Source organism: Halomonas smyrnensis AAD6 (genome assembly GCF_000265245.1).
In the GTDB taxonomy this organism is placed as follows: Bacteria; Pseudomonadota; Gammaproteobacteria; order Pseudomonadales; family Halomonadaceae; genus Halomonas; species Halomonas smyrnensis.
Map to the genome: position 1 here is coordinate 140,641 of NZ_AJKS02000007.1, position 17,036 is coordinate 157,676.

Here is a 17,036-nt window from a genome sequence, read left to right on the forward strand (position 1 = left end):
GATCAGTCGAGCAGGCCGTCGACACGTTCGGCGCGGTCCTGCTCGGCTTGGATGTGCAGCTCCGACACCCGGCCATACAGCTGACGCGTGCGCTCGAGCCGGCCGACCACACCCGGTGACTGGGAGTAGGCGAAGATCGCCGTCAACCTCGGGGTGGCCCCCTCGACGCGAGTCACGCGATGCAGGCTGAAGCGCCCCTTGAACAGCTGGAGATCCCCGGGCTGCAGGTCCAGCCGACGCACGTTCTCGCGGTCCTCCTCGCGAATCACCGCCCCGACGCCTGAGTAGTTTTCATCCTGCGGCGTCCGGATGTCCGGGCAGTACTCGAAGCTGCCCCCGTCTTCCGGCGCCTGGGTCATCATGGTGACGATGAATTCGTTCGTGTCGTAATGCCACGGCTGTTCGGTGCCTTCCGGCAGGACATTGAGCACCAGCCCGGCATAGGGGTCGGCATATTCGTAGACCTGCTCCTCGCCGAGGCAGCGAGCCACCAGGGACTTCATGCCCGGTGACACGTAGAGTCGCTGCATGATGCGGTCGGCGGTGATCATGTCGCGGGTCACGAAGCCACTGGTCCGGGTCATGAACAGGCGGCGGGGATCCCGTTCGGGGAGCGACGGATCATCCGCGGTGAAGTAGGCGTTGACCTCACGGGTGTTGTAGAAACTCTTCTCGGCCAGTTCCTGACACTCCTCGCGCATCTGCGCCAGACGATCCTGGCGCATGAAGCCGCGCAGCACCGCACAGCCCTCGCGATCCAGGTCGGCACGCGCCTGGGCGATGACGGATAACAGGGCGGGATCATCGGGACGCTCGAGGGGATAACGTTCGCTATCGACCAGATCGGTCAGGTCATGTCGTTCGGCATCGGCCAATTGCTGTGCGGTGAGCATCGGGGTCCTCCGGGGTCACGGGGTAAGGGGTCGACCAGTCGAGGCTGGCCTCGCCTTGGATTCAGCGGCATAGTGAGGAATATCAAACCATCGAGGAAACGATTCGTTCCGATGAATTCCATCGACAAAGCCGATGGCCAGACCCTGCCGATCCTCGACACCGAGCTGCTCAGCGCCTTCGTGGCGGTGATCGAGAACGAAGGTTTCACGGCCGCGGCCCGCCAGCTGCACAAGACGCAATCGACCATCAGCCAGCGCATCCGGACCCTGGAGGCGCGTGTGGGCACGCCATTGCTGCAACGCACCAGCCGGCAGCTGTGCCTGACCCCCGACGGCGAGATCTTCCTGGTCTATGCGCGTCGTCTGCTGCAGCTTCAGCGCGAGGCCATCAGCGCACTCGGCCATGGCGACCGGGAGGGAGTGATTCGTTTCGGCCTGCCCGAGAATTACGCCGAGGCCTGGCTACCACGCCTGTTGGATCGCTTCGCCCAGCGACACCCGCGCATCCGGCCCCATATCCACTGTCGAATGTCCAGCGAGCTGATCGAGGCGCTGGAAAGCGGAGAACTCGACCTGGCGCTGACGGTGCGCCATGCCAATCATGGCAACGGCGACATTCTCGGCACCGAGTCTCTGGTCTGGGCCGCGCATCGTGACTTCCACCATGACGCAGGGTCACCGCTCCCCCTGGCGCTGTTTCCGGATCACTGCCCCTACCGCCAACGCGCCCTCGACAGCCTGACTCGCCAGGGTCGCCAGTGGTCGCTGCAATACACCAGCCAAAGCCCGACCGGACTGCGCATGGCCATCAACCAGCGCAACGCCGTGACCGTCGCCGATCGCCGCACCCTGCCGGCCGATTGGCAGGTGCTCGACGAGGCCGACGGCCTCCCCGCCTTGCCGCCGGCACAGCTGGAACTGCATCGCTCGCCGAGCTTCCAGCATCCTGCCGGCGACGATCTGATCACGCTGATCCGGGAGCTACTCACCGTTGAGGATTCGGGTGCCGATCTCGGCCGCAGCGCCCCCTGATGGCCCGCTTACGCCATCAATCGTGGTCGGAGAATCCGGACGGCGGGTCGTGGATCTCCTGCCGCAGCCAGCGACGAAACAGCGCCATGTTGGTGGATTCCTGCTGCTCATGGCGCGTCACCAGCCAGTAGGACTGATGGCCGGTGACCTCCACATCCAGTAGCTGCACCAGATCCCCACGCCTCAGCTCGCGACCGATCATGTGCCGATCGGCCACCGTGACCCCGACCCCGTTGATGGCCGCCTGAATGGCCAGCTCCAGCACGTCGAAGCCCATACCTCCGCTCGTCTCCACGCCGTCGATGCCCGCCGCCTGCAGCCAGTGCTCCCAGGTATGGAAGCGGTTATCGTCACGCAGCACATGCAGCAGGGTGTGTCGGGTCAGATCCACTTCGCTGCCGCGCCGCCCCTCGAGCAGGTGGGGCGCGCAGACCGCCACATGCGTTTCCTGGAGCAGCAGCTCGGCATCGATATCCGACCACTCGCCGGCGCCGAAGCGAATCGCCCCATCCAGTTCATTGCGCTCCAGGAGCTCATCCTCGAAGCGAGTCGTGATCGACAGTTCGAGCGAGGGATGCAGCGCCTTGAGGCGGCCCAGTCTCGGCACCAGCCAGCGACTGGCGAAGGTCGGGGGCACGTTGAGGCTCAGTCGCGACAGCGTCTGCTGATCGGCCAGCCCTCCCACGGTCCAGGCGATGCGGTCGAAGGATTGGCGCAGCACCGGCAATAATTGATGCCCGGCGGCGGTCAGCTTCAGCTGGCCTCCGCGACGATCGAACAGGACGACCCCCAGCTGCTCCTCCAGCAACTTCACCTGACGGCTCACGGCACTCTGCGTCACGCACAGGCGCGCCGCCGCCTGGGTGAAGCTCAGGCACTGGGCGGCGGCCTCGAAGGCCTTGAGCGCATTGAGAGGTGGCAAGGCTCGCTGCATGACTCCCCCTAGAAAAAGTCGTGAAGTGGCAATTTTTATCGAGTAGGAGAGTAGAATAACGCACCACCCATGACTTTTATGAATGGTATCGCTGCATAAAGGTCGTTTGTTTCGCCGTCGGGCACGCCCCTAGGATGCCTCATCCGTCCATGTCCTAGGGAGAACGACACGATGAGCGAGCGCTCCTTGACCGATTGGCAACACCTCGCCAACACCCTGACCCTGCCCCACCAGGCCTATCTGGGCGGCGAGTTCTGCGATGCCGCCGGTGGTGCCACCTTCACGGCCGACAACCCGGCCACCGGCGAGACCCTCACCCGTGTCGCCGCCTGCCAGGCCGAGGACGTCGACCGCGCCGTCGCCCACGCCCGCGCGACGTTCAATGCCGGCACCTGGCGCGACCTGCCGCCGGCCGAGCGCAAGGCCAGGATGCTGGCCTGGGCGCAGTTGATCGAGCACCACGCGGACGAGATCGCCCTGCTCGAGACCCTGGAAACGGGCAAGCCGATCTCCCAGACCACCAGCGTCGATGTACCGGGGCTGGTCGGTGGCCTGCGCTACTACGCCGAGGCGCTCGACAAGCTCTACGGCGAGACCGCCCCCAACGGGCCATCCAGCGTCTGCATGATCGACCGTGAGCCGGTCGGCGTGGTCGCTGCCGTGGTGCCCTGGAACTATCCCCTGATCATCGCCGGCTGGAAGATCGGTCCCGCCCTGGGCGCCGGCAACTCGCTGATCCTCAAGCCCGCCGAACAATCCAGCCTCGCCACCCTGCGGGTTGCCGCGCTGGCCAGTGAGGCAGGCATTCCCGACGGCGCCTTCCAGGTGATCACCGGCCTGGGCCACGAGGCCGGCGAAGCCCTCGGCCGACACATGGACATCGATGCGGTGGGCTTCACCGGTTCCACCGAGATCGGCAAGCGCTTCCTGGCCTATTCGGCGGAATCCAACATGAAGCGGATCGGCCTCGAGTGTGGCGGCAAGAGCCCCCACATCGTCACTCGAGACGTCGAGGACCTGGACAAGATCGCCATGTATGTGGCCTATGGCGTCTGGTACAACCAGGGCCAGACCTGCCATGCCGGGACCCGGCTGATCGTCGATCGTCAGATCAAGGAGGCCCTGCTGGAGCGCCTGGAAGCCTGGGCGCAGAAGCTCGCCCCCGGCGATCCCCTCGACCCCGACAACCAGATCGGCGCCATGATCGAGGCGCCCCAGCTGGAAAAGGTCCAGCACTACCTGGCCGAAGGCCAGCGCGAGGGCGCCAGGCTGCGCTTCGGTGGCGAGCGGGTGCACCGCGAGAGCGGCGGCTACTACCTCACGCCGGCGGTGCTGGACGAGGTCAGCAACGACATGCGCGTCGCCCGCGAGGAGATCTTCGGCCCGGTACTGGTGGTGCTCACCGTCGATGAGCTGGACGAGGCCATCGCCCTCGCCAATGACACCGACTATGGCCTCGGCGCGGCCATCTGGACCGACCACCTGAGCGACGGTCATCGTGCCGCCCGGTCGCTGAGGGCCGGCACCGTCTGGGTCAACTGCTACGACCACACCTCCATCAATGCGCCCTTCGGCGGCTTCAAGCAGTCGGGACAGGGTCGCGACAAGTCGCTGCATGCCTTCGACAAGTACACCGAGCTCAAGACCACCTGGATCGAGATCTGAGGAGCGCCGCATGCAACAAGACTACGAGAACGGTCGCCAGGCCCCCGTCATCGCAGGCCCGGGTTGCATGGCCCGCCTGCCGGAACTGCGTCGGCAACAGGGTGCCGCGCGCTATCTGCTGATCACCGATGCCGGACTCGAGGCCAGCGGCATGCTGGCCCCCTATGTGGCCGAGCTGGAAAAGGATGCCGAGGTCATCCGCTTCATCGCCCCCGCCGGGGAGCCCAGCGTGGCCACCGTCGATCAGGCGGCGCAGGTGGTGCGCGAGCTCGACGCCCCCCTGGTGCTCGGCATCGGCGGCGGCACCGCGCTGGACATCGCCAAGCTGGTGGCCGCGCTGGCCGCCAGCCCCGGGAAAATGGAGACCTATCTGCTGGGCCGCAGCCCTTGGGTCGGCAAGGCGCCGGCGGTGATGGTCCCGACCACCTCGGGCACCGGCAGCGAGGTCACCCGGACCTCGATCCTGGCCGACGACGCCGGTCGCAAGCTGTGGGCCTGGGGCGACGAGCTGCTGCCCGAGGCCGTGCTGCTCGATCCCGAACTCACGCGCTCGCTTCCGGCTGCCTTGACCGCGGCCACGGGGCTGGATGCCTTCGTGCATGCGCTGGAAGCCACCACCGGCCGCAACCGCCATCGGCTGATCGAGAGCCAGGCGCTGGCCGCGATTCGCCTGATCGGGGCGGCGCTGCCGGAGGCGGTGCACGCCCCGGCAAATCTCGAGGCTCGCCAGCAGATGCAGGAGGCCGCCTGCCTGGCCGGCATGGCCATCGACAATGGCGGCACCGGTATCGCGCACAACATCGGCCATGCCCTCGGCAGCCTCTATCACCTGCCCCATGGCGTGGCCGTGGCGCTCGCCGTCGAGGCCACGCTCGCCTGGTCCATCGAGGGCCATGAAGCCGTCTTCGCCGCCGGTGCCCATGCCCTGATGCCGGGCAGTGAGGCGCAGGAACTCCCTGAACTGTTCACCGCGCTGGCCGATGCCAGCGGCTTCGATCAGGCACTGACGCCCTTCGTGGATCTGGAAATGAACGCCACGGCGCTGGCCGAGGTGATGCAGGCCGAGGAAAACGCCCCAATGGCCAGCAATGCCGCCCGCATCCCGGAGCCGGACGACTGGCAGCCACTGGCCGAGTTGACCGTGGCCACCTTCGAGCGCCGTCGGCAACGCCTGCAGGACATCTCAACCACGACAGAAGCGGAGACGATGGTATGACAGACGCATTGAACGACGAGCGTGCCCCCCTCTTCACGGCGCCGGGGCAGCCGAGTCGCATCGCCCGTATCGAGATCAGCCACCACCAGTGTGAGCTCGACCCGCCCTTCCCCGCCGCCTGGGACAGCCAGCCGCGCCGCCGCTTCCCGGCCACCCTGGTGCGGGTGATCGACAGCGAGGGACGCGAAGGGATCGGATCCGGCGATGTCATGTACGGCTTCGACGACTTTCGTCATCTGTTCATCGGCGAAGACCCGCTGGACCTGGAGCGTCATGCCGGCGTGATCGACAACATCGGCTTTCATGCCGGACGGTGCTGGCCGCTCGAGGTCGCCCTCTGGGACCTCGCCGGCAAGATCCTCGAGACCCCGGTCTGGCGCCTGATGGGCGGCGAGTCCAACCGCCTGCGGGCCTATGCGTCCAGCGGCACCCACCGCCCGCTCGAGGAAGTGGTGGCCCTGGCCGAGCAGGTCCGTGCGGCCGGCATCCCGGCCTTGAAGCTGCGCTTCGGTCGCCCCCGCCTGGAAGATGACCTGGCCGTGCTTGGCGCCGTGCGCCGCGCCGTCGGCGACGACCTGGAACTGATGGTCGACTGCAACCAGGGCTGGCGGATGCCCTGGGACGTCAAGACGCCCTGGCAGTTCGACCAGGCGCTGGAGGTGGCGCGGGAACTCGAGCGCCAGCGGGTCTACTGGATGGAAGAGCCGCTGTATCGGGGCGACTATGCCGGCATGGCAAGGCTGGCCGAGGCAACGTCGCTGCGCATCGCCGGCGGCGAGATGACCCGTGAGCCCTACGAGTTCCGGGAAATGCTTCGCCAGGGCTGTCTCGACGTCTACCAGCCCGACGCCGTCTGTTCGGTGGGCATGCTGGGCCTGGCACGGCTGGCCCGCGAGGTCGTCGACGCCGGCAAGCTGTTCACGCCACATACCTGGGGTAACGGCATCGGCGTGATCGCCAACCTGCACCTGACCGCCGGCGCCATCGGCCCGGACGGCGCCCCCTATCTGGAATACCCCTTCGACCCGCCCGAATGGACGCCCGAGAAGCGCGACTTCCCGCTCACCACTCCCTTGCTGGCAGATGGCGAGGGCTGGTTGACCCTGTCGGAGTCGCCTGGCCTCGGCCTTGAGTTGGACGAGGAGCGCCTGGCCGCCACCCGTGCCAGCCAGGCCACCTACCAATAGTGCCCGAGCGTCGTCGAAGCGGCTCATCCCCATGATCTGCCATCGACGGCTGACGGGCCTGTCCTCCGGCGTCACCCGATGGTGCCGGAGGACAACCGGCCAGGGGCCTCCCTGCCCCTCGCCCTGCATTCACCTACAACAAAAGGAGTCGCTATGTTCCATCGGATGCGACCGCTGGTCTTCTGGCCACCCTTTATTCTTCTGATGCTGGCGGTCGCTGCCAGCATCATCGACCTGCAAGGCTTCCTCGCCGTGACGGGAAGGCTCAACACCGCCATTCTCGAGAATGTCGGCTGGCTCTTTTCCCTGACCTCGCTGGCCATGGTGATTACCTGCCTGATCGTCTTCCTGTCCCCGCTGGGGCGCACCCGCATCGGCGGTGAACACGCCCGGCCCATGCTCTCGGCCTGGCGCTGGTTCTCGATCACCCTGTGCACCACGGTGGCGGTGGGCATCATGTTCTGGTCCACCGCCGAGCCGCTCTATCATCTGCATTCCCCCCCGGCATCGCTCGATATCACGGCCAACAGCCTGGATGCGGCCCGCTTCTCCCTGTCGACCATGTTCCTGCACTGGTCCTTCACCCCCTACGCCATCTACACCGTGCCGGCGGTCATGTTCGCCATCGCCCACTACAACATGGGCAAGCCGTTCTCGCTGGGCTCCTTGTTCACACCGATCCTGGGTGACCGCCTCATCGGACGCCCGGGACGCCTGCTGGACGCCCTGGCCCTGTTTGCGCTGGTCTGCGGGATGGCCTCATCGCTGGGCACCGGCGTCATGACGCTGGCCGGCGGCGTCGACCGCTTCCTGGGCACTGGCACGGGACCACTTGCCCTGGGCATCGTGACGCTGGCGATCGTCACGCTGTTCACGGCCTCGGCCGCCAGCGGACTCCAACGCGGCATCGCCACGCTCTCCGCCCTCAACGCGCGGGCCTTCTTCGTCTTCATGGCCTTCATCTTCCTGTTTGGACCGACCCGTGACATCCTCGGCTATGGCGTGGAGTCCAGTGGCGCCTATGTCGGACAATTTCTGGAAAAGAGCCTGTTCACCGGCGCCCTGGCCGATGATCCCTGGCCAAAGAGCTGGAGCATCTTCTATTGGGCCAACTGGATGGCGTGGGCCCCGATCACGGCGCTCTTCCTCGGCCGTATTTCACGGGGCTATACCGTGCGTCAGTTCATGCTGATCAACCTGGTCGCGCCCGCCCTGTTTGCCATTGCCTATGTCTCGGTCACCAGCGGCAGCATGCTGCACCTGGATCTGACGGGCGACGGCGGCATGTATGCCCTGCTGCAGGAAAATGGTCCGGGCGCCATGGTCTACGCGCTCCTCGACGAACTGCCCCTGGACGGTCTCAGCGCCGCGGCTTTCCTGGCGATCGCCTTCCTGTCCTACGTGACCGCCGCCGACTCCAACACCGAAGCGATCAGTCAGCTGTGCAGCAACGACAGTCAAACGGCCTTGGCGGGCGACGGTGATGATGACAATGCCGCGGGTCGACTGCCGCTCAAGGTGCTGTGGGGTACCACCATCGGCGCCGTGGCCTGGATCATGACCAGCTTCGTCGGGGTCGATGGCATCAAGATGCTCTCGAACCTGGGGGGGTTCCCGGCGCTTCTGATCGTCATCCTGGCCACGGCCTCTCTGCTGCGCCTGGTCAGCCTGGGCACGGCCGGCGCCGGCATGGAGAGAACGCCGTCGCGCACCTACTCCGAAGAGGCGCACGCGCGCTGGCAGCAGCGCCGTCGCTTGGCCGAGGCTGAACAAGGCTGAAGCCTTCATGCACTAGCCGCCCGCAAGAGCGGATAGTGCATCCTGTCGGCCCCCTACCGGGGCCTGTGCCCAAGAGAGCGCGGCTTCACGCCTCTCTTCCCGGGCACGAAGCGCCCAGGAAAGCAAAAGGCCCGCATTGAGCGGGCCTTTTGCGCATCCTGTTCGCCTCACTGCGGACAGAACTGCGCCACTCCCCCCCGGAACGACCAATCGATATCACGATTCTCGGTGATGGTGATCATCACGTTGCCGGGGTCGATGCCGGGATTGCGAGCCAGGGATTCCACCACCCTGGCATAGAACGCTTTCTTGGCATGATCGGGTTGGCCTCCCCGCATCACCAGATGCATCATCACGCGGTCCGTATCGCGCGTCTGGAGCTGAAGATGTTCGGGATCACACTCATGAATCACCTGATAGCGATCGTCTTCGGGAAACCCCATGGTGTCGATCACCGCCGCATTGACCTCATCGGAAATCGCCTGGGTATAGGCTTTCGACTTTCCCTTGAGCACGTTGATGGTAACAAAGGGCATCATTTCCTCCGTGTGCAACCAGGGAACTGATTGCCATGAATTAACAAAGAGGTGGGACCGAGCATCTCTAGCCCCTACCGATGACGAAAGACCGGGGCGCGTTTCTTGACGAAGGCGTTCATGCCCTCCTTCTGCCCCTCGGTCGCGAAGGCCGCCTGAAAGAGCAGGCGCTCCTGGCGAAGGCCTTCGTCGAGTGGCGTCTCGAAGGCGGCATTGACGGCGGACTTGGCCATCTTGACGGCCGGCGCGTTGTAGCCGGCGATGGTATGGGCCGCCTCGAGCGCGTTCTGCATCAGCTCGTCCTTGGGCACCACCCGGGCCACAAGGCCGATCTCCTTGGCTTCCTGGGCCCCGATGTTGCGTCCGATCAGCACCATATCCATGGCCATCGCCTTGCCGACCGAGCGGGCCAGGCGCTGGGATCCCCCGATCCCGGGCAGGATGCCCAACTTGATCTCCGGCTGGCCGAACTGGGCGTCGTCCGAGGCGATGATAAAGTCGCACAGCAGGGCCAGTTCACAGCCACCGCCGAGTGCAAAGCCTCCGACCGCGGCGATGATCGGCTTGGCGATCTGGCGCACCTGGTCCCAGGGCGACAGGAAGTCGTCCATGTAGAAGTCGGTGAAGGACTTCTCGGCCATCTCCTCGATATCGGCGCCGGCGGCGAAGGCCCTGGGGTTGCCGGTGATGACGATCGCACCGATGCCCGGGTCGGCGTCCAGCTCGCGCAGTACCGCGAGTGTCTCTTCGGCCAATTGCCGATTGAGCGCATTCAGGCTCTTCGGCCGGTTCAGGATGATGAGCCCGACCCGCTCGCGTCGCTCGACGACGATCATCTCGGGGCCGGTGTCGTTCGGCGCATCAGACGCCGAGGACTCGGCGTGTTTCGATTGCGGCTGCGTGTCCACTGTCTTGTTCATCTTCCAACTCCCATTTATTGTGGGTGGTCTACAAGCGTTTCAGGCAAAAAACCTTGCCGTGTCAGCTCGTTGGAAGAGCCGACAGGCTTGTATTCATCTCAAGATGACGGCCCCTGCCCCGGGCGTCCCGCCACTGCAGGCATGACATCCTCTGTCATCTTCCGGGGAGACGACCGAGGCGAACCTTGAGCGCCTCATGGCCTCACTCGCTACTCGGTCGGATCGGCGCTGGCTTTCACCTGCGCCTTCCTTGGCCGCTCCCGCCCACTCTCGTGGGCTGGTTCGGGGCCCGATCGAACGGAGCCTGAGCCATGGGAGGCGGCGGGACGAAAGTCCTGAAGCGACATCTCCGTGTCGGATGTTCCGGAGGCCGCGCCCTGCCCATCCGGCGGTGTTGGCAGATGGTAGGAACCGTGACGCGCCATCAGTTCGGCCAGGATGGCTTCGCGATGTTGCCCGAGCCCCGGTGCCTTGGATGGGACATCACTATCGAAGTCCTCGCGCCCGGTCAGCTTGATCGGGTTGCCTGCCGTCCGGAAGGGCTTGCCGGCCTTGCCCTGAACCTGGACGATCATGTTGCGGGCCTTCAACTGCGGGTGATCGAACAGCTTGTCGATGGTATTGATCGGCGAACAGGGCACCCCCTCCTCGTTGAGCAGATCCACCCAGTGCTGGACGGGCTGCTGTCGCAGGATCTTTTCCATCTCGGCGACCAGCTCGGGGCGGTTCTGGCAGCGCAGGTCGTTGCTGATGAAACGGGGATCGAAGGCGAGTCTTGCCGCGCCGATGGCATCGGCCATCAGCAGGAAGAGGGTATCGTTGCCGGCGGCGATGACGAGCTTGCCGTCCTTGGCATTGAAGCTCTCGAAGGGCGCCAGCGAGGGGTGGCAGTCGCCGGTTCGGTTGGGCACCTTGCCCTCGATGTCGTAACGCGCCAGGGCGGTTTCCATCAGCGCCGCCTGGCAATCGAGCATGCCGATATCGACGCGGGTGCCCTGGGCATCCTTGGTCCGGCTATAGAGCGACGCGATGATGCCCACCGCCGCGAAGAGCGCCGCGCTCAGGTCGCCGAAGCTGGTCCCCACCCGCGATGGTTCGCCATCGGGCCATCCCGTCAGGCTCATGATCCCGCCCATGGCCTGCACGACCATGTCGTAACCGGGCAACTCGCTGAAGGGACCGGTATGACCGAAGCCCGAGATCGAGGAATAGATCAGGTGAGGATGCGTCCTGGCCAGGCGCTCGGGGCCGTAGCCCAGGCGATCCATCACGCCGGGGCGGAAGTTTTCGACCAGCACATCGGACTCATCCAGCAACCGTTCCAGCAGCTCGCGGTCGCGGGGTGACTTGATATCCAGGACGATGCTTTCCTTGTTGCGGTTGAAGCAGCTGAAGTACGCGCTCTCGCCCTCGACGAACGGACCGAACTCGCGGGTATCGTCGCCGGTGCCGATCTTCTCGACCTTGATGACGCGGGCCCCCAGATCGGCCAGCACCATGGTGCAATAGGGCCCGGCGAGCACCCGAGAAAAATCGAGCACGGTCACCCCATCGAGAGGGCCCTTCTTGAGCTCCGGTTGCGTAAAGGTGGCCATCGGTGTTCTCCCAAGTTCCTGCAGAATTTATTGTGATGTCAGGATCCAGTTCGCGGCCTTCTCGGCGATCATCAGGGTCGGCGAGTTGGTGTTGCCGCTGGTGATGGTGGGCATGATGCTGGCGTCCACCACGCGCAGGCCCGCCACCCCCCGGACCCGAAGATGGGAGTCCACCACCGCCATGGGGTCGTCGTCGCGGCCCATCTTGGCGGTGCCCACCGGATGGAAGATGGTGGTGCCGATATCGCCGGCCAGCCGTGCCAGATCGTCGTCGGTCTGGTACTGCGCCCCCGGCTTGACCTCCTCAGGCTCATACTTGGCGAAGGCCGGCTGGGCGGCGATGTGGCGCGTGACACGCAGCGAGTCGGCGGCGACCTGGCGATCCTCCGGCGTGCTCAGGTAGTGGGGGGAAATCGCCGGCGCCTGGCGCGGGTCGCGGCTCTTGATGCGCACCGTGCCGCGGCTGGTGGGGTTGAGGTTGCACACGCTGGCCGTGATGGCCGGGAAGTCATGCAGCGGCTGGCCGAAGGCCTCCAGGCTCAGCGGCTGGACGTGATACTCGAGGTTGGGATGCGTGTAGTCCTCGGAGCTGCGGGTGAAGGCACACAGCTGGGACGGCGCCATGCTCATGGGACCGGAGCGTTTCAAGGCGTACTCGAGGCCGATCTTGGCCTTGCCCATCAGCGAGTTGGCCATGGTATTGAGGGTCTTAGCGCCCTTGACCCTGTAGACCGAGCGGATCTGCAGGTGGTCCTGCAGGTTCTCGCCCACGCCGGGCAGGTCGGCCACCACGGGGATGTCGTGCTCGGCGAGCAGCGCCGCCGGGCCGACGCCCGAGAGCTGCAGCAGCTGCGGCGAGCCGATGGCGCCTGCTGAGAGCACCACCTCGCGACGCGCCGTCGCCTCGACTTCCTCGCCCGCGCGCTCGGCCTTCAGCCCACAACAGCGCGGCTCGCCGCCCTCGCCCGTCGAGAAGTCGAGCCCCAGCACCTGGGTGGAGTGCCAGACCGTCAGGTTGCCGCGCTGCTCGACGCCCCGCAGGAAGGCCTTGGCGGTGTTCCAGCGCCAGCCCGAGCGCTGGTTGACCTCGAAATAGTCCACTCCCTCGTTGTCGCCGCGATTGAAGTCGCGGGTGCGGGGGATGCCGGCCTCCACCGCCGCGGTGGCGAAATCGTCCAGGACCTGCCATTTCAACCGCTGCTTCTCGATGCGCCACTCGCTGCCGTGGCCGTGGAAGTCGCGGTGGGCGGCGTCGGCATCGCCTCCCTCATCCAGGCGATGATGGTCCTCGTGCTTCATGAAGTCGGGCAAGCAGTTCTCCCAGCGCCAGGCGTCGTCGCCGGTCAGCTCGGCCCAGCCGTCATAGTCGCGGGCCTGGCCGCGCAGATAGAGCATGCCGTTGATGCTGGAACAGCCGCCCAGGGTCTTGCCCCGCGGATAGATCAGCGAGCGACCGTTCAAGCCGGGATCGGGCTCGGTGCGGAAACGCCAGTCGGTCCGGGGGTTGTTGATGCAGTAGAGGTAGCCCACCGGGATGTGGATCCAGTGGTAGTTGTCGCGACCGCCGGCCTCGATCAGCAGCACCCGGTTGGCCGGGTCCGCACTGAGGCGGTTGGCGAGCAGGCAGCCGGCGGTGCCGGCGCCCACCACGATGTAGTCGAAGGCATGGGTGTTGTTGGAATGATCAGCCATGGCGTGCTCTCGCTGGGCATGCCGGCCCGCTCGCCAGCGACGTGGCGGTCGTCGATCGGGGGAGCCCCCCGATCGGCCGGCATGCCGGTCGGTCGGTGGAGGGAGGGGTTATTTGGCCGTCGGCATGGCGAACTCGGCGCCCGCGTCGATGGAATCCGACCAGCGCTGCATGATCGACTTCTGCTTGGTGTAGAAGCGCACCCCCTCCTCGCCATAGGCATGGGTGTCGCCGAACATCGAGCGCTTCCAGCCGCCGAAGCCGTGCCAGGCCATGGGCACCGGGATCGGCACGTTGATGCCCACCATGCCGACCTGGATGCGCCGGCCGAACTCGCGGGCCACGTTGCCGCTCTCGGTGAAGCAGCTGACGCCGTTGCCGAACTCGTGATCGTTGATCAGCCGGATGGCGGTGGCGACATCCGGCACGCGCACGCAGGCCAGCACCGGCCCGAAGATCTCCTCCTGGTAGATGGTCATCTCCGGAGTGACGTGGTCGAACAGGGTGCCGCCCATCCAGAAGCCATCGGCGCAGCCCTCGCCGGTGGTGGACGGGTCGAAGTTACGACCATCGACGACCATCTCGGCGCCTTCCGCCACGCCCTTCTCGATGTAGCCATTGATGCGCTGATGCGCCTGGGCGGTGACGATGGGCCCCATCTCGGCATCGAGCTCCATGCCATTCTTGACCTTGAGGTCGCGGGCCCGCTCGGCCAGCCGCGGCACGATCCTGTCGGCCACGTCGCCGACCAGCACCGCCACGCTGATCGCCATGCAGCGCTCGCCGGCGCTGCCGTAGGCGGCACCGATCAGGGCATCGACGGCCTTGTCGAGGTTGGCATCGGGCATCACCACCATGTGGTTCTTGGCGCCGCCCAGCGCCTGGATGCGCTTGCCCTGGCGCGCGCCACGCTCGTAGATCAGGTTGGCGATCGGGGTGGAGCCGACGAAGGACAGCGCCTTGACGTCGGGGTGATCGATCAGCGCCTCCACCGAGTCCTTGTCGCCCTGCACCACGTTGAAGACACCGTCCGGCAGACCGGCCTGCTTGAGCAGGTCGGCGATCATCAGCGAGGCGCTGGGGTCCAGCGGGCTCGGCTTGAGCACGAAGCTGTTGCCGGCGGCGATCGCCAGCGGGAACATCCACATCGGCACCATCACCGGGAAGTTGAACGGGGTGATGCCGGCGACCACGCCCAGCGGCTGACGGGTCGTCCAGTTGTCGATCCCGGTGCTGACCTGCTCGGTGTAGTCGCCCTTGAGCAGCTGCGGGATGCCGCAGGCGAACTCGACGATATCGATGCCGCGGGCCACCTCGCCCTGGGCATCGGTGAACACCTTGCCGTGCTCACGGGTGATCGCCTCGGCCAGCGCATCCTTGTGGGCGTTCAGCAGCTCGAGGAACTTGAACATCACCCGCGCCCGGCGAATCGCCGGGGTGTCGGCCCAGGCCGGGAAGGCGGCCTGGGCGGCGGCCACGGCGCCGTCCACGTCCGCCCGGGACGCCAGCGCCACCCGGCCGGTCACCTGGCCGGTGGCCGGGTTGGTGACATCCTGATGGCGGTCGGCTTCGCCGTTCGTCTTATGGCCATTGATATAATGCTCGATGCGCTCGCTGGTCATGGCTGCCTCGTTTCCTATGTTGCACTGCACACTGGATATCCCGCTCTGCCGGGCCTGGTAGCCCAACAAACTAGCGAAAGGCGGCGGGGAATCAATTGAGAAAGCCAAAAGCGGGATATAAGCTTTACAAATATCTTCTGCGCATCACCGCGACTGTTACCCGGGAGCGAGTCCATGCATGACCTGAAGGCCCTGCGCGCCTTCGTGGCCGTGGCCCACGAGGGCAGCGTGTCCCGCGCCGCCGAGGCGCTGCACCTGACCCAGCCCGCCGTCAGCCTCAAGCTCAAGCAGTTGCAGGAGACCCTCGGCCTCACGCTCTTCCAGCGCCACGCCCAGGGGCTCGCGCTGACCGCCGACGGTCACGCCCTGCTGCCGGCCGCCGAATCGGCCCTCACCGCCTTGCAGGCCTTCGACATCAGTGCGGCATCGATGCACGACACCCTGCGCGGCCGCCTGCGCATCGGCACCATCGTCGACCCCGAGTTCATTCGCCTGGGCGCCCTGCTGCACCAGCTGGTGCAGCGGATCCCACAGGTGGAGACCGAGCTGCATCACGGCACCAGCGGCTACGTGCTCGAGTCGCTGCTGCGTCGCGAGCTGGATGTCGGGTTCTATCTCGAGGCCCCGGGGCAGATGCCGGCGACCGATGAAGGGGCACCGGCGGTGGAGATGATGGAACTGACGCAGTTCGCCTATCACGTCATCGCCCCGGCCGGCTGGTCCTCGCGCCTGGCGCGTACCGACTGGCCACACCTCGCCACCCTGCCCTGGGTCGTCACCCCGCCGCGCTCGGTCCACCACCGCCTGCTGAGCGAGCAGCTCGCGCCCCATGGCCTGACGCCGCATCGCGTGGCCCAGGTCGATCAGGAGCCGTGCATGATCGACCTGGTGCGGGCCGGCGTCGGCCTGGCCCTGGCCCGGGATGCCACGGCCTTGCAGGAGCGTCAGGAGCGCGGCCTGGTGATCGCCGAGGGCATCCGCCTGCCCTGTGCCCTGAGCTTCGTCTGGCTCGAGGAGCGGCGCGACGAGCCGGTCATCGCGGCGGTGCGACACGTGATGGCCGATATCTGGTCGCCCTAGACCGGCAGACGAGGGCCCGGTCAACGCCCACGCACGCCATGATCGGCATGCATCGCGTCCATGTGATCTCACGCCAGGGCGACCGTCCCCGCCACTGTCGCTGCCGCCATCCCTCTTTCTCCAGCTCTTTCCCCATCGGCGGTTGTCATGAATAGACGGTCGGTCTATATTTTATTCATGACAGCCACCAAAGCCCCCAGCACGCGACGCCGAGGCCGCCCTCCCAAGGTACCGAGGGAAGACCCGGACACCCGCGCCGTCCTCATCCGCAGCGGCCTCGAAGTGCTGACCGAGCATGGATTCATCGCTTCCGGCATCGATGGCATTCTCAAGCGAGTCGGTGTGCCGAAAGGCTCCTTCTATTACTACTTCGACAGCAAGGAGGCCTTCGGCCGTGCCGTGATGGACCACTACGCCGCCTATTTCGCTGCCAAGCTGGATCGTCACCTGGGCGACACGTCACGCCCTCCACTGGCACGGCTGGAAGCCTTCGTCGAGGATGCCGCTGCCGGCATGGCGAGGCATGACTATCGACGGGGTTGCCTGGTCGGAAACCTCGGACAGGAGGCCGATGGACTGCCCGAGAGCTATCGCGGGTGGTTGCTCGAGACCCTGGCCGACTGGGAGCGGCGCCTGGCGCGTTGCCTGCACGAGGCTTGCGAGGCGGGAGAGCTCTCCGAGGCTACCGACTGCGAGAGCCTCGCCACGGCCTTCTGGATCGGCTGGGAAGGCGCCGTGATGCGAGCCAGGCTGGAACGCAGCGATCGCCCCCTGAGGGTCTTCATCGCCACTTACCTGAGAGGCTTGCCCCGCTAGCAGGGGCTTTCCTAGACCCCTTTATAGACGATCGGTCTATAAAAGAATCCACCACGACACCGAGGTGCATC

14 protein-coding genes are annotated in these 17,036 nt (G+C 66.1%); 7 read left to right on the top strand and 7 right to left on the bottom strand.

Features of this window, described 5'->3' with window-relative positions; genetic code table 11:
- Window positions 1–2: 2 nt before the first annotated feature.
- On the bottom strand, window positions 3–893 hold the full coding sequence (locus tag UYS_RS0210170) for a HalD/BesD family halogenase (protein WP_016855400.1): 891 nt from the start codon (window positions 891–893) through the stop codon (window positions 3–5).
- A gap of 111 nt (window positions 894–1,004) precedes the next feature.
- Between UYS_RS0210170 and UYS_RS17250 the strand changes: the two genes are divergently transcribed.
- Window positions 1,005–1,925 carry a LysR substrate-binding domain-containing protein gene (locus tag UYS_RS17250; protein ID WP_016855401.1) on the top strand — a complete coding sequence of 307 codons (921 nt, stop codon included), beginning with the start codon at window positions 1,005–1,007 and terminating at the stop codon, window positions 1,923–1,925.
- Window positions 1,926–1,941: 16 nt separating this feature from the next.
- Here UYS_RS17250 and UYS_RS0210180 read toward each other — a convergent pair whose 3' ends face one another.
- On the bottom strand, window positions 1,942–2,859 hold the full coding sequence (locus UYS_RS0210180; RefSeq protein ID WP_016855402.1) for a LysR substrate-binding domain-containing protein: 918 nt from the start codon (window positions 2,857–2,859) through the stop codon (window positions 1,942–1,944).
- A gap of 171 nt (window positions 2,860–3,030) precedes the next feature.
- Here UYS_RS0210180 and UYS_RS0210185 point away from each other — a divergent pair, with 171 nt between their 5' ends.
- The 4 genes from UYS_RS0210185 to UYS_RS17260 all read left to right on the top strand — a co-directional run bounded on the left by UYS_RS0210185 (window position 3,031) and on the right by UYS_RS17260 (window position 8,706).
- Window positions 3,031–4,524, top strand: a complete 1,494-nt coding sequence (locus tag UYS_RS0210185) for an aldehyde dehydrogenase (RefSeq protein WP_016855403.1) — start codon at window positions 3,031–3,033, stop codon at window positions 4,522–4,524.
- A 10-nt stretch (window positions 4,525–4,534) separates the two neighbouring features.
- Window positions 4,535–5,740 carry an iron-containing alcohol dehydrogenase gene (locus UYS_RS17255; protein ID WP_016855404.1) on the top strand — a complete coding sequence of 402 codons (1,206 nt, stop codon included), beginning with the start codon at window positions 4,535–4,537 and terminating at the stop codon, window positions 5,738–5,740.
- Complete coding sequence (locus UYS_RS0210195; protein WP_051008820.1) at window positions 5,737–6,927, top strand: mandelate racemase/muconate lactonizing enzyme family protein; 1,191 nt, start codon at window positions 5,737–5,739, stop codon at window positions 6,925–6,927. The genes UYS_RS17255 and UYS_RS0210195 overlap by 4 nt, the downstream gene beginning before the upstream one ends.
- Before the next feature lie 153 nt (window positions 6,928–7,080).
- A complete protein-coding gene (locus UYS_RS17260) occupies window positions 7,081–8,706 on the top strand; it encodes a BCCT family transporter (protein WP_016855406.1) in 1,626 nt (541 codons plus the stop codon).
- A 167-nt stretch (window positions 8,707–8,873) separates the two neighbouring features.
- Here the strand turns inward: UYS_RS17260 and UYS_RS0210205 are convergent, their stop codons facing one another.
- The 5 genes from UYS_RS0210205 to UYS_RS0210225 form a co-directional block, all read right to left on the bottom strand.
- The gene (locus UYS_RS0210205) at window positions 8,874–9,242 is read right to left on the bottom strand and encodes a tautomerase family protein (protein WP_016855407.1); all 369 of its coding nucleotides are present in this window, start codon (window positions 9,240–9,242) and stop codon (window positions 8,874–8,876) included.
- A 74-nt stretch (window positions 9,243–9,316) separates the two neighbouring features.
- Window positions 9,317–10,162 carry an enoyl-CoA hydratase-related protein gene (locus tag UYS_RS0210210; RefSeq protein ID WP_016855408.1) on the bottom strand — a complete coding sequence of 282 codons (846 nt, stop codon included), beginning with the start codon at window positions 10,160–10,162 and terminating at the stop codon, window positions 9,317–9,319.
- Window positions 10,163–10,371: 209 nt separating this feature from the next.
- A complete protein-coding gene (locus tag UYS_RS0210215; RefSeq protein ID WP_016855409.1) occupies window positions 10,372–11,757 on the bottom strand; it encodes a CaiB/BaiF CoA transferase family protein in 1,386 nt (461 codons plus the stop codon).
- Between the two features lie 27 nt (window positions 11,758–11,784).
- Window positions 11,785–13,449, bottom strand: a complete 1,665-nt coding sequence (locus tag UYS_RS0210220) for a GMC family oxidoreductase (RefSeq protein WP_016855410.1) — start codon at window positions 13,447–13,449, stop codon at window positions 11,785–11,787.
- 108 nt (window positions 13,450–13,557) lie between these two features.
- Window positions 13,558–15,069, bottom strand: a complete 1,512-nt coding sequence (locus tag UYS_RS0210225; protein ID WP_016855411.1) for a CoA-acylating methylmalonate-semialdehyde dehydrogenase — start codon at window positions 15,067–15,069, stop codon at window positions 13,558–13,560.
- Window positions 15,070–15,243: 174 nt separating this feature from the next.
- Between UYS_RS0210225 and UYS_RS0210230 the strand changes: the two genes are divergently transcribed.
- Window positions 15,244–16,149 (top strand): LysR family transcriptional regulator, encoded by a 906-nt coding sequence (locus UYS_RS0210230; RefSeq protein ID WP_016855412.1) that lies wholly within the window; start codon window positions 15,244–15,246, stop codon window positions 16,147–16,149.
- A gap of 177 nt (window positions 16,150–16,326) precedes the next feature.
- A complete protein-coding gene (acuR, locus tag UYS_RS0210235; protein WP_026068479.1) occupies window positions 16,327–16,965 on the top strand; it encodes an acrylate utilization transcriptional regulator AcuR in 639 nt (212 codons plus the stop codon).
- Window positions 16,966–17,036: the final 71 nt, after the last annotated feature.

Bases quoted from the DNA above. Each gene is read 5' to 3' on its own strand.
- UYS_RS0210170 (WP_016855400.1), bottom strand. From the start codon at position 893: ATGCTCACCGCACAGCAATTGGCCGATGCCGAACGACATGACCTGACC.
- UYS_RS17250 (WP_016855401.1), top strand. From the start codon at position 1,005: ATGAATTCCATCGACAAAGCCGATGGCCAGACCCTGCCGATCCTCGAC.
- UYS_RS0210180 (WP_016855402.1), bottom strand. From the start codon at position 2,859: ATGCAGCGAGCCTTGCCACCTCTCAATGCGCTCAAGGCCTTCGAGGCC.
- UYS_RS0210185 (WP_016855403.1), top strand. From the start codon at position 3,031: ATGAGCGAGCGCTCCTTGACCGATTGGCAACACCTCGCCAACACCCTG.
- UYS_RS17255 (WP_016855404.1), top strand. From the start codon at position 4,535: ATGCAACAAGACTACGAGAACGGTCGCCAGGCCCCCGTCATCGCAGGC.
- UYS_RS0210195 (WP_051008820.1), top strand. From the start codon at position 5,737: ATGACAGACGCATTGAACGACGAGCGTGCCCCCCTCTTCACGGCGCCG.
- UYS_RS17260 (WP_016855406.1), top strand. From the start codon at position 7,081: ATGTTCCATCGGATGCGACCGCTGGTCTTCTGGCCACCCTTTATTCTT.
- UYS_RS0210205 (WP_016855407.1), bottom strand. From the start codon at position 9,242: ATGCCCTTTGTTACCATCAACGTGCTCAAGGGAAAGTCGAAAGCCTAT.
- UYS_RS0210210 (WP_016855408.1), bottom strand. From the start codon at position 10,162: ATGAACAAGACAGTGGACACGCAGCCGCAATCGAAACACGCCGAGTCC.
- UYS_RS0210215 (WP_016855409.1), bottom strand. From the start codon at position 11,757: ATGGCCACCTTTACGCAACCGGAGCTCAAGAAGGGCCCTCTCGATGGG.
- UYS_RS0210220 (WP_016855410.1), bottom strand. From the start codon at position 13,449: ATGGCTGATCATTCCAACAACACCCATGCCTTCGACTACATCGTGGTG.
- UYS_RS0210225 (WP_016855411.1), bottom strand. From the start codon at position 15,069: ATGACCAGCGAGCGCATCGAGCATTATATCAATGGCCATAAGACGAAC.
- UYS_RS0210230 (WP_016855412.1), top strand. From the start codon at position 15,244: ATGCATGACCTGAAGGCCCTGCGCGCCTTCGTGGCCGTGGCCCACGAG.
- acuR (WP_026068479.1), top strand. From the start codon at position 16,327: ATGACAGCCACCAAAGCCCCCAGCACGCGACGCCGAGGCCGCCCTCCC.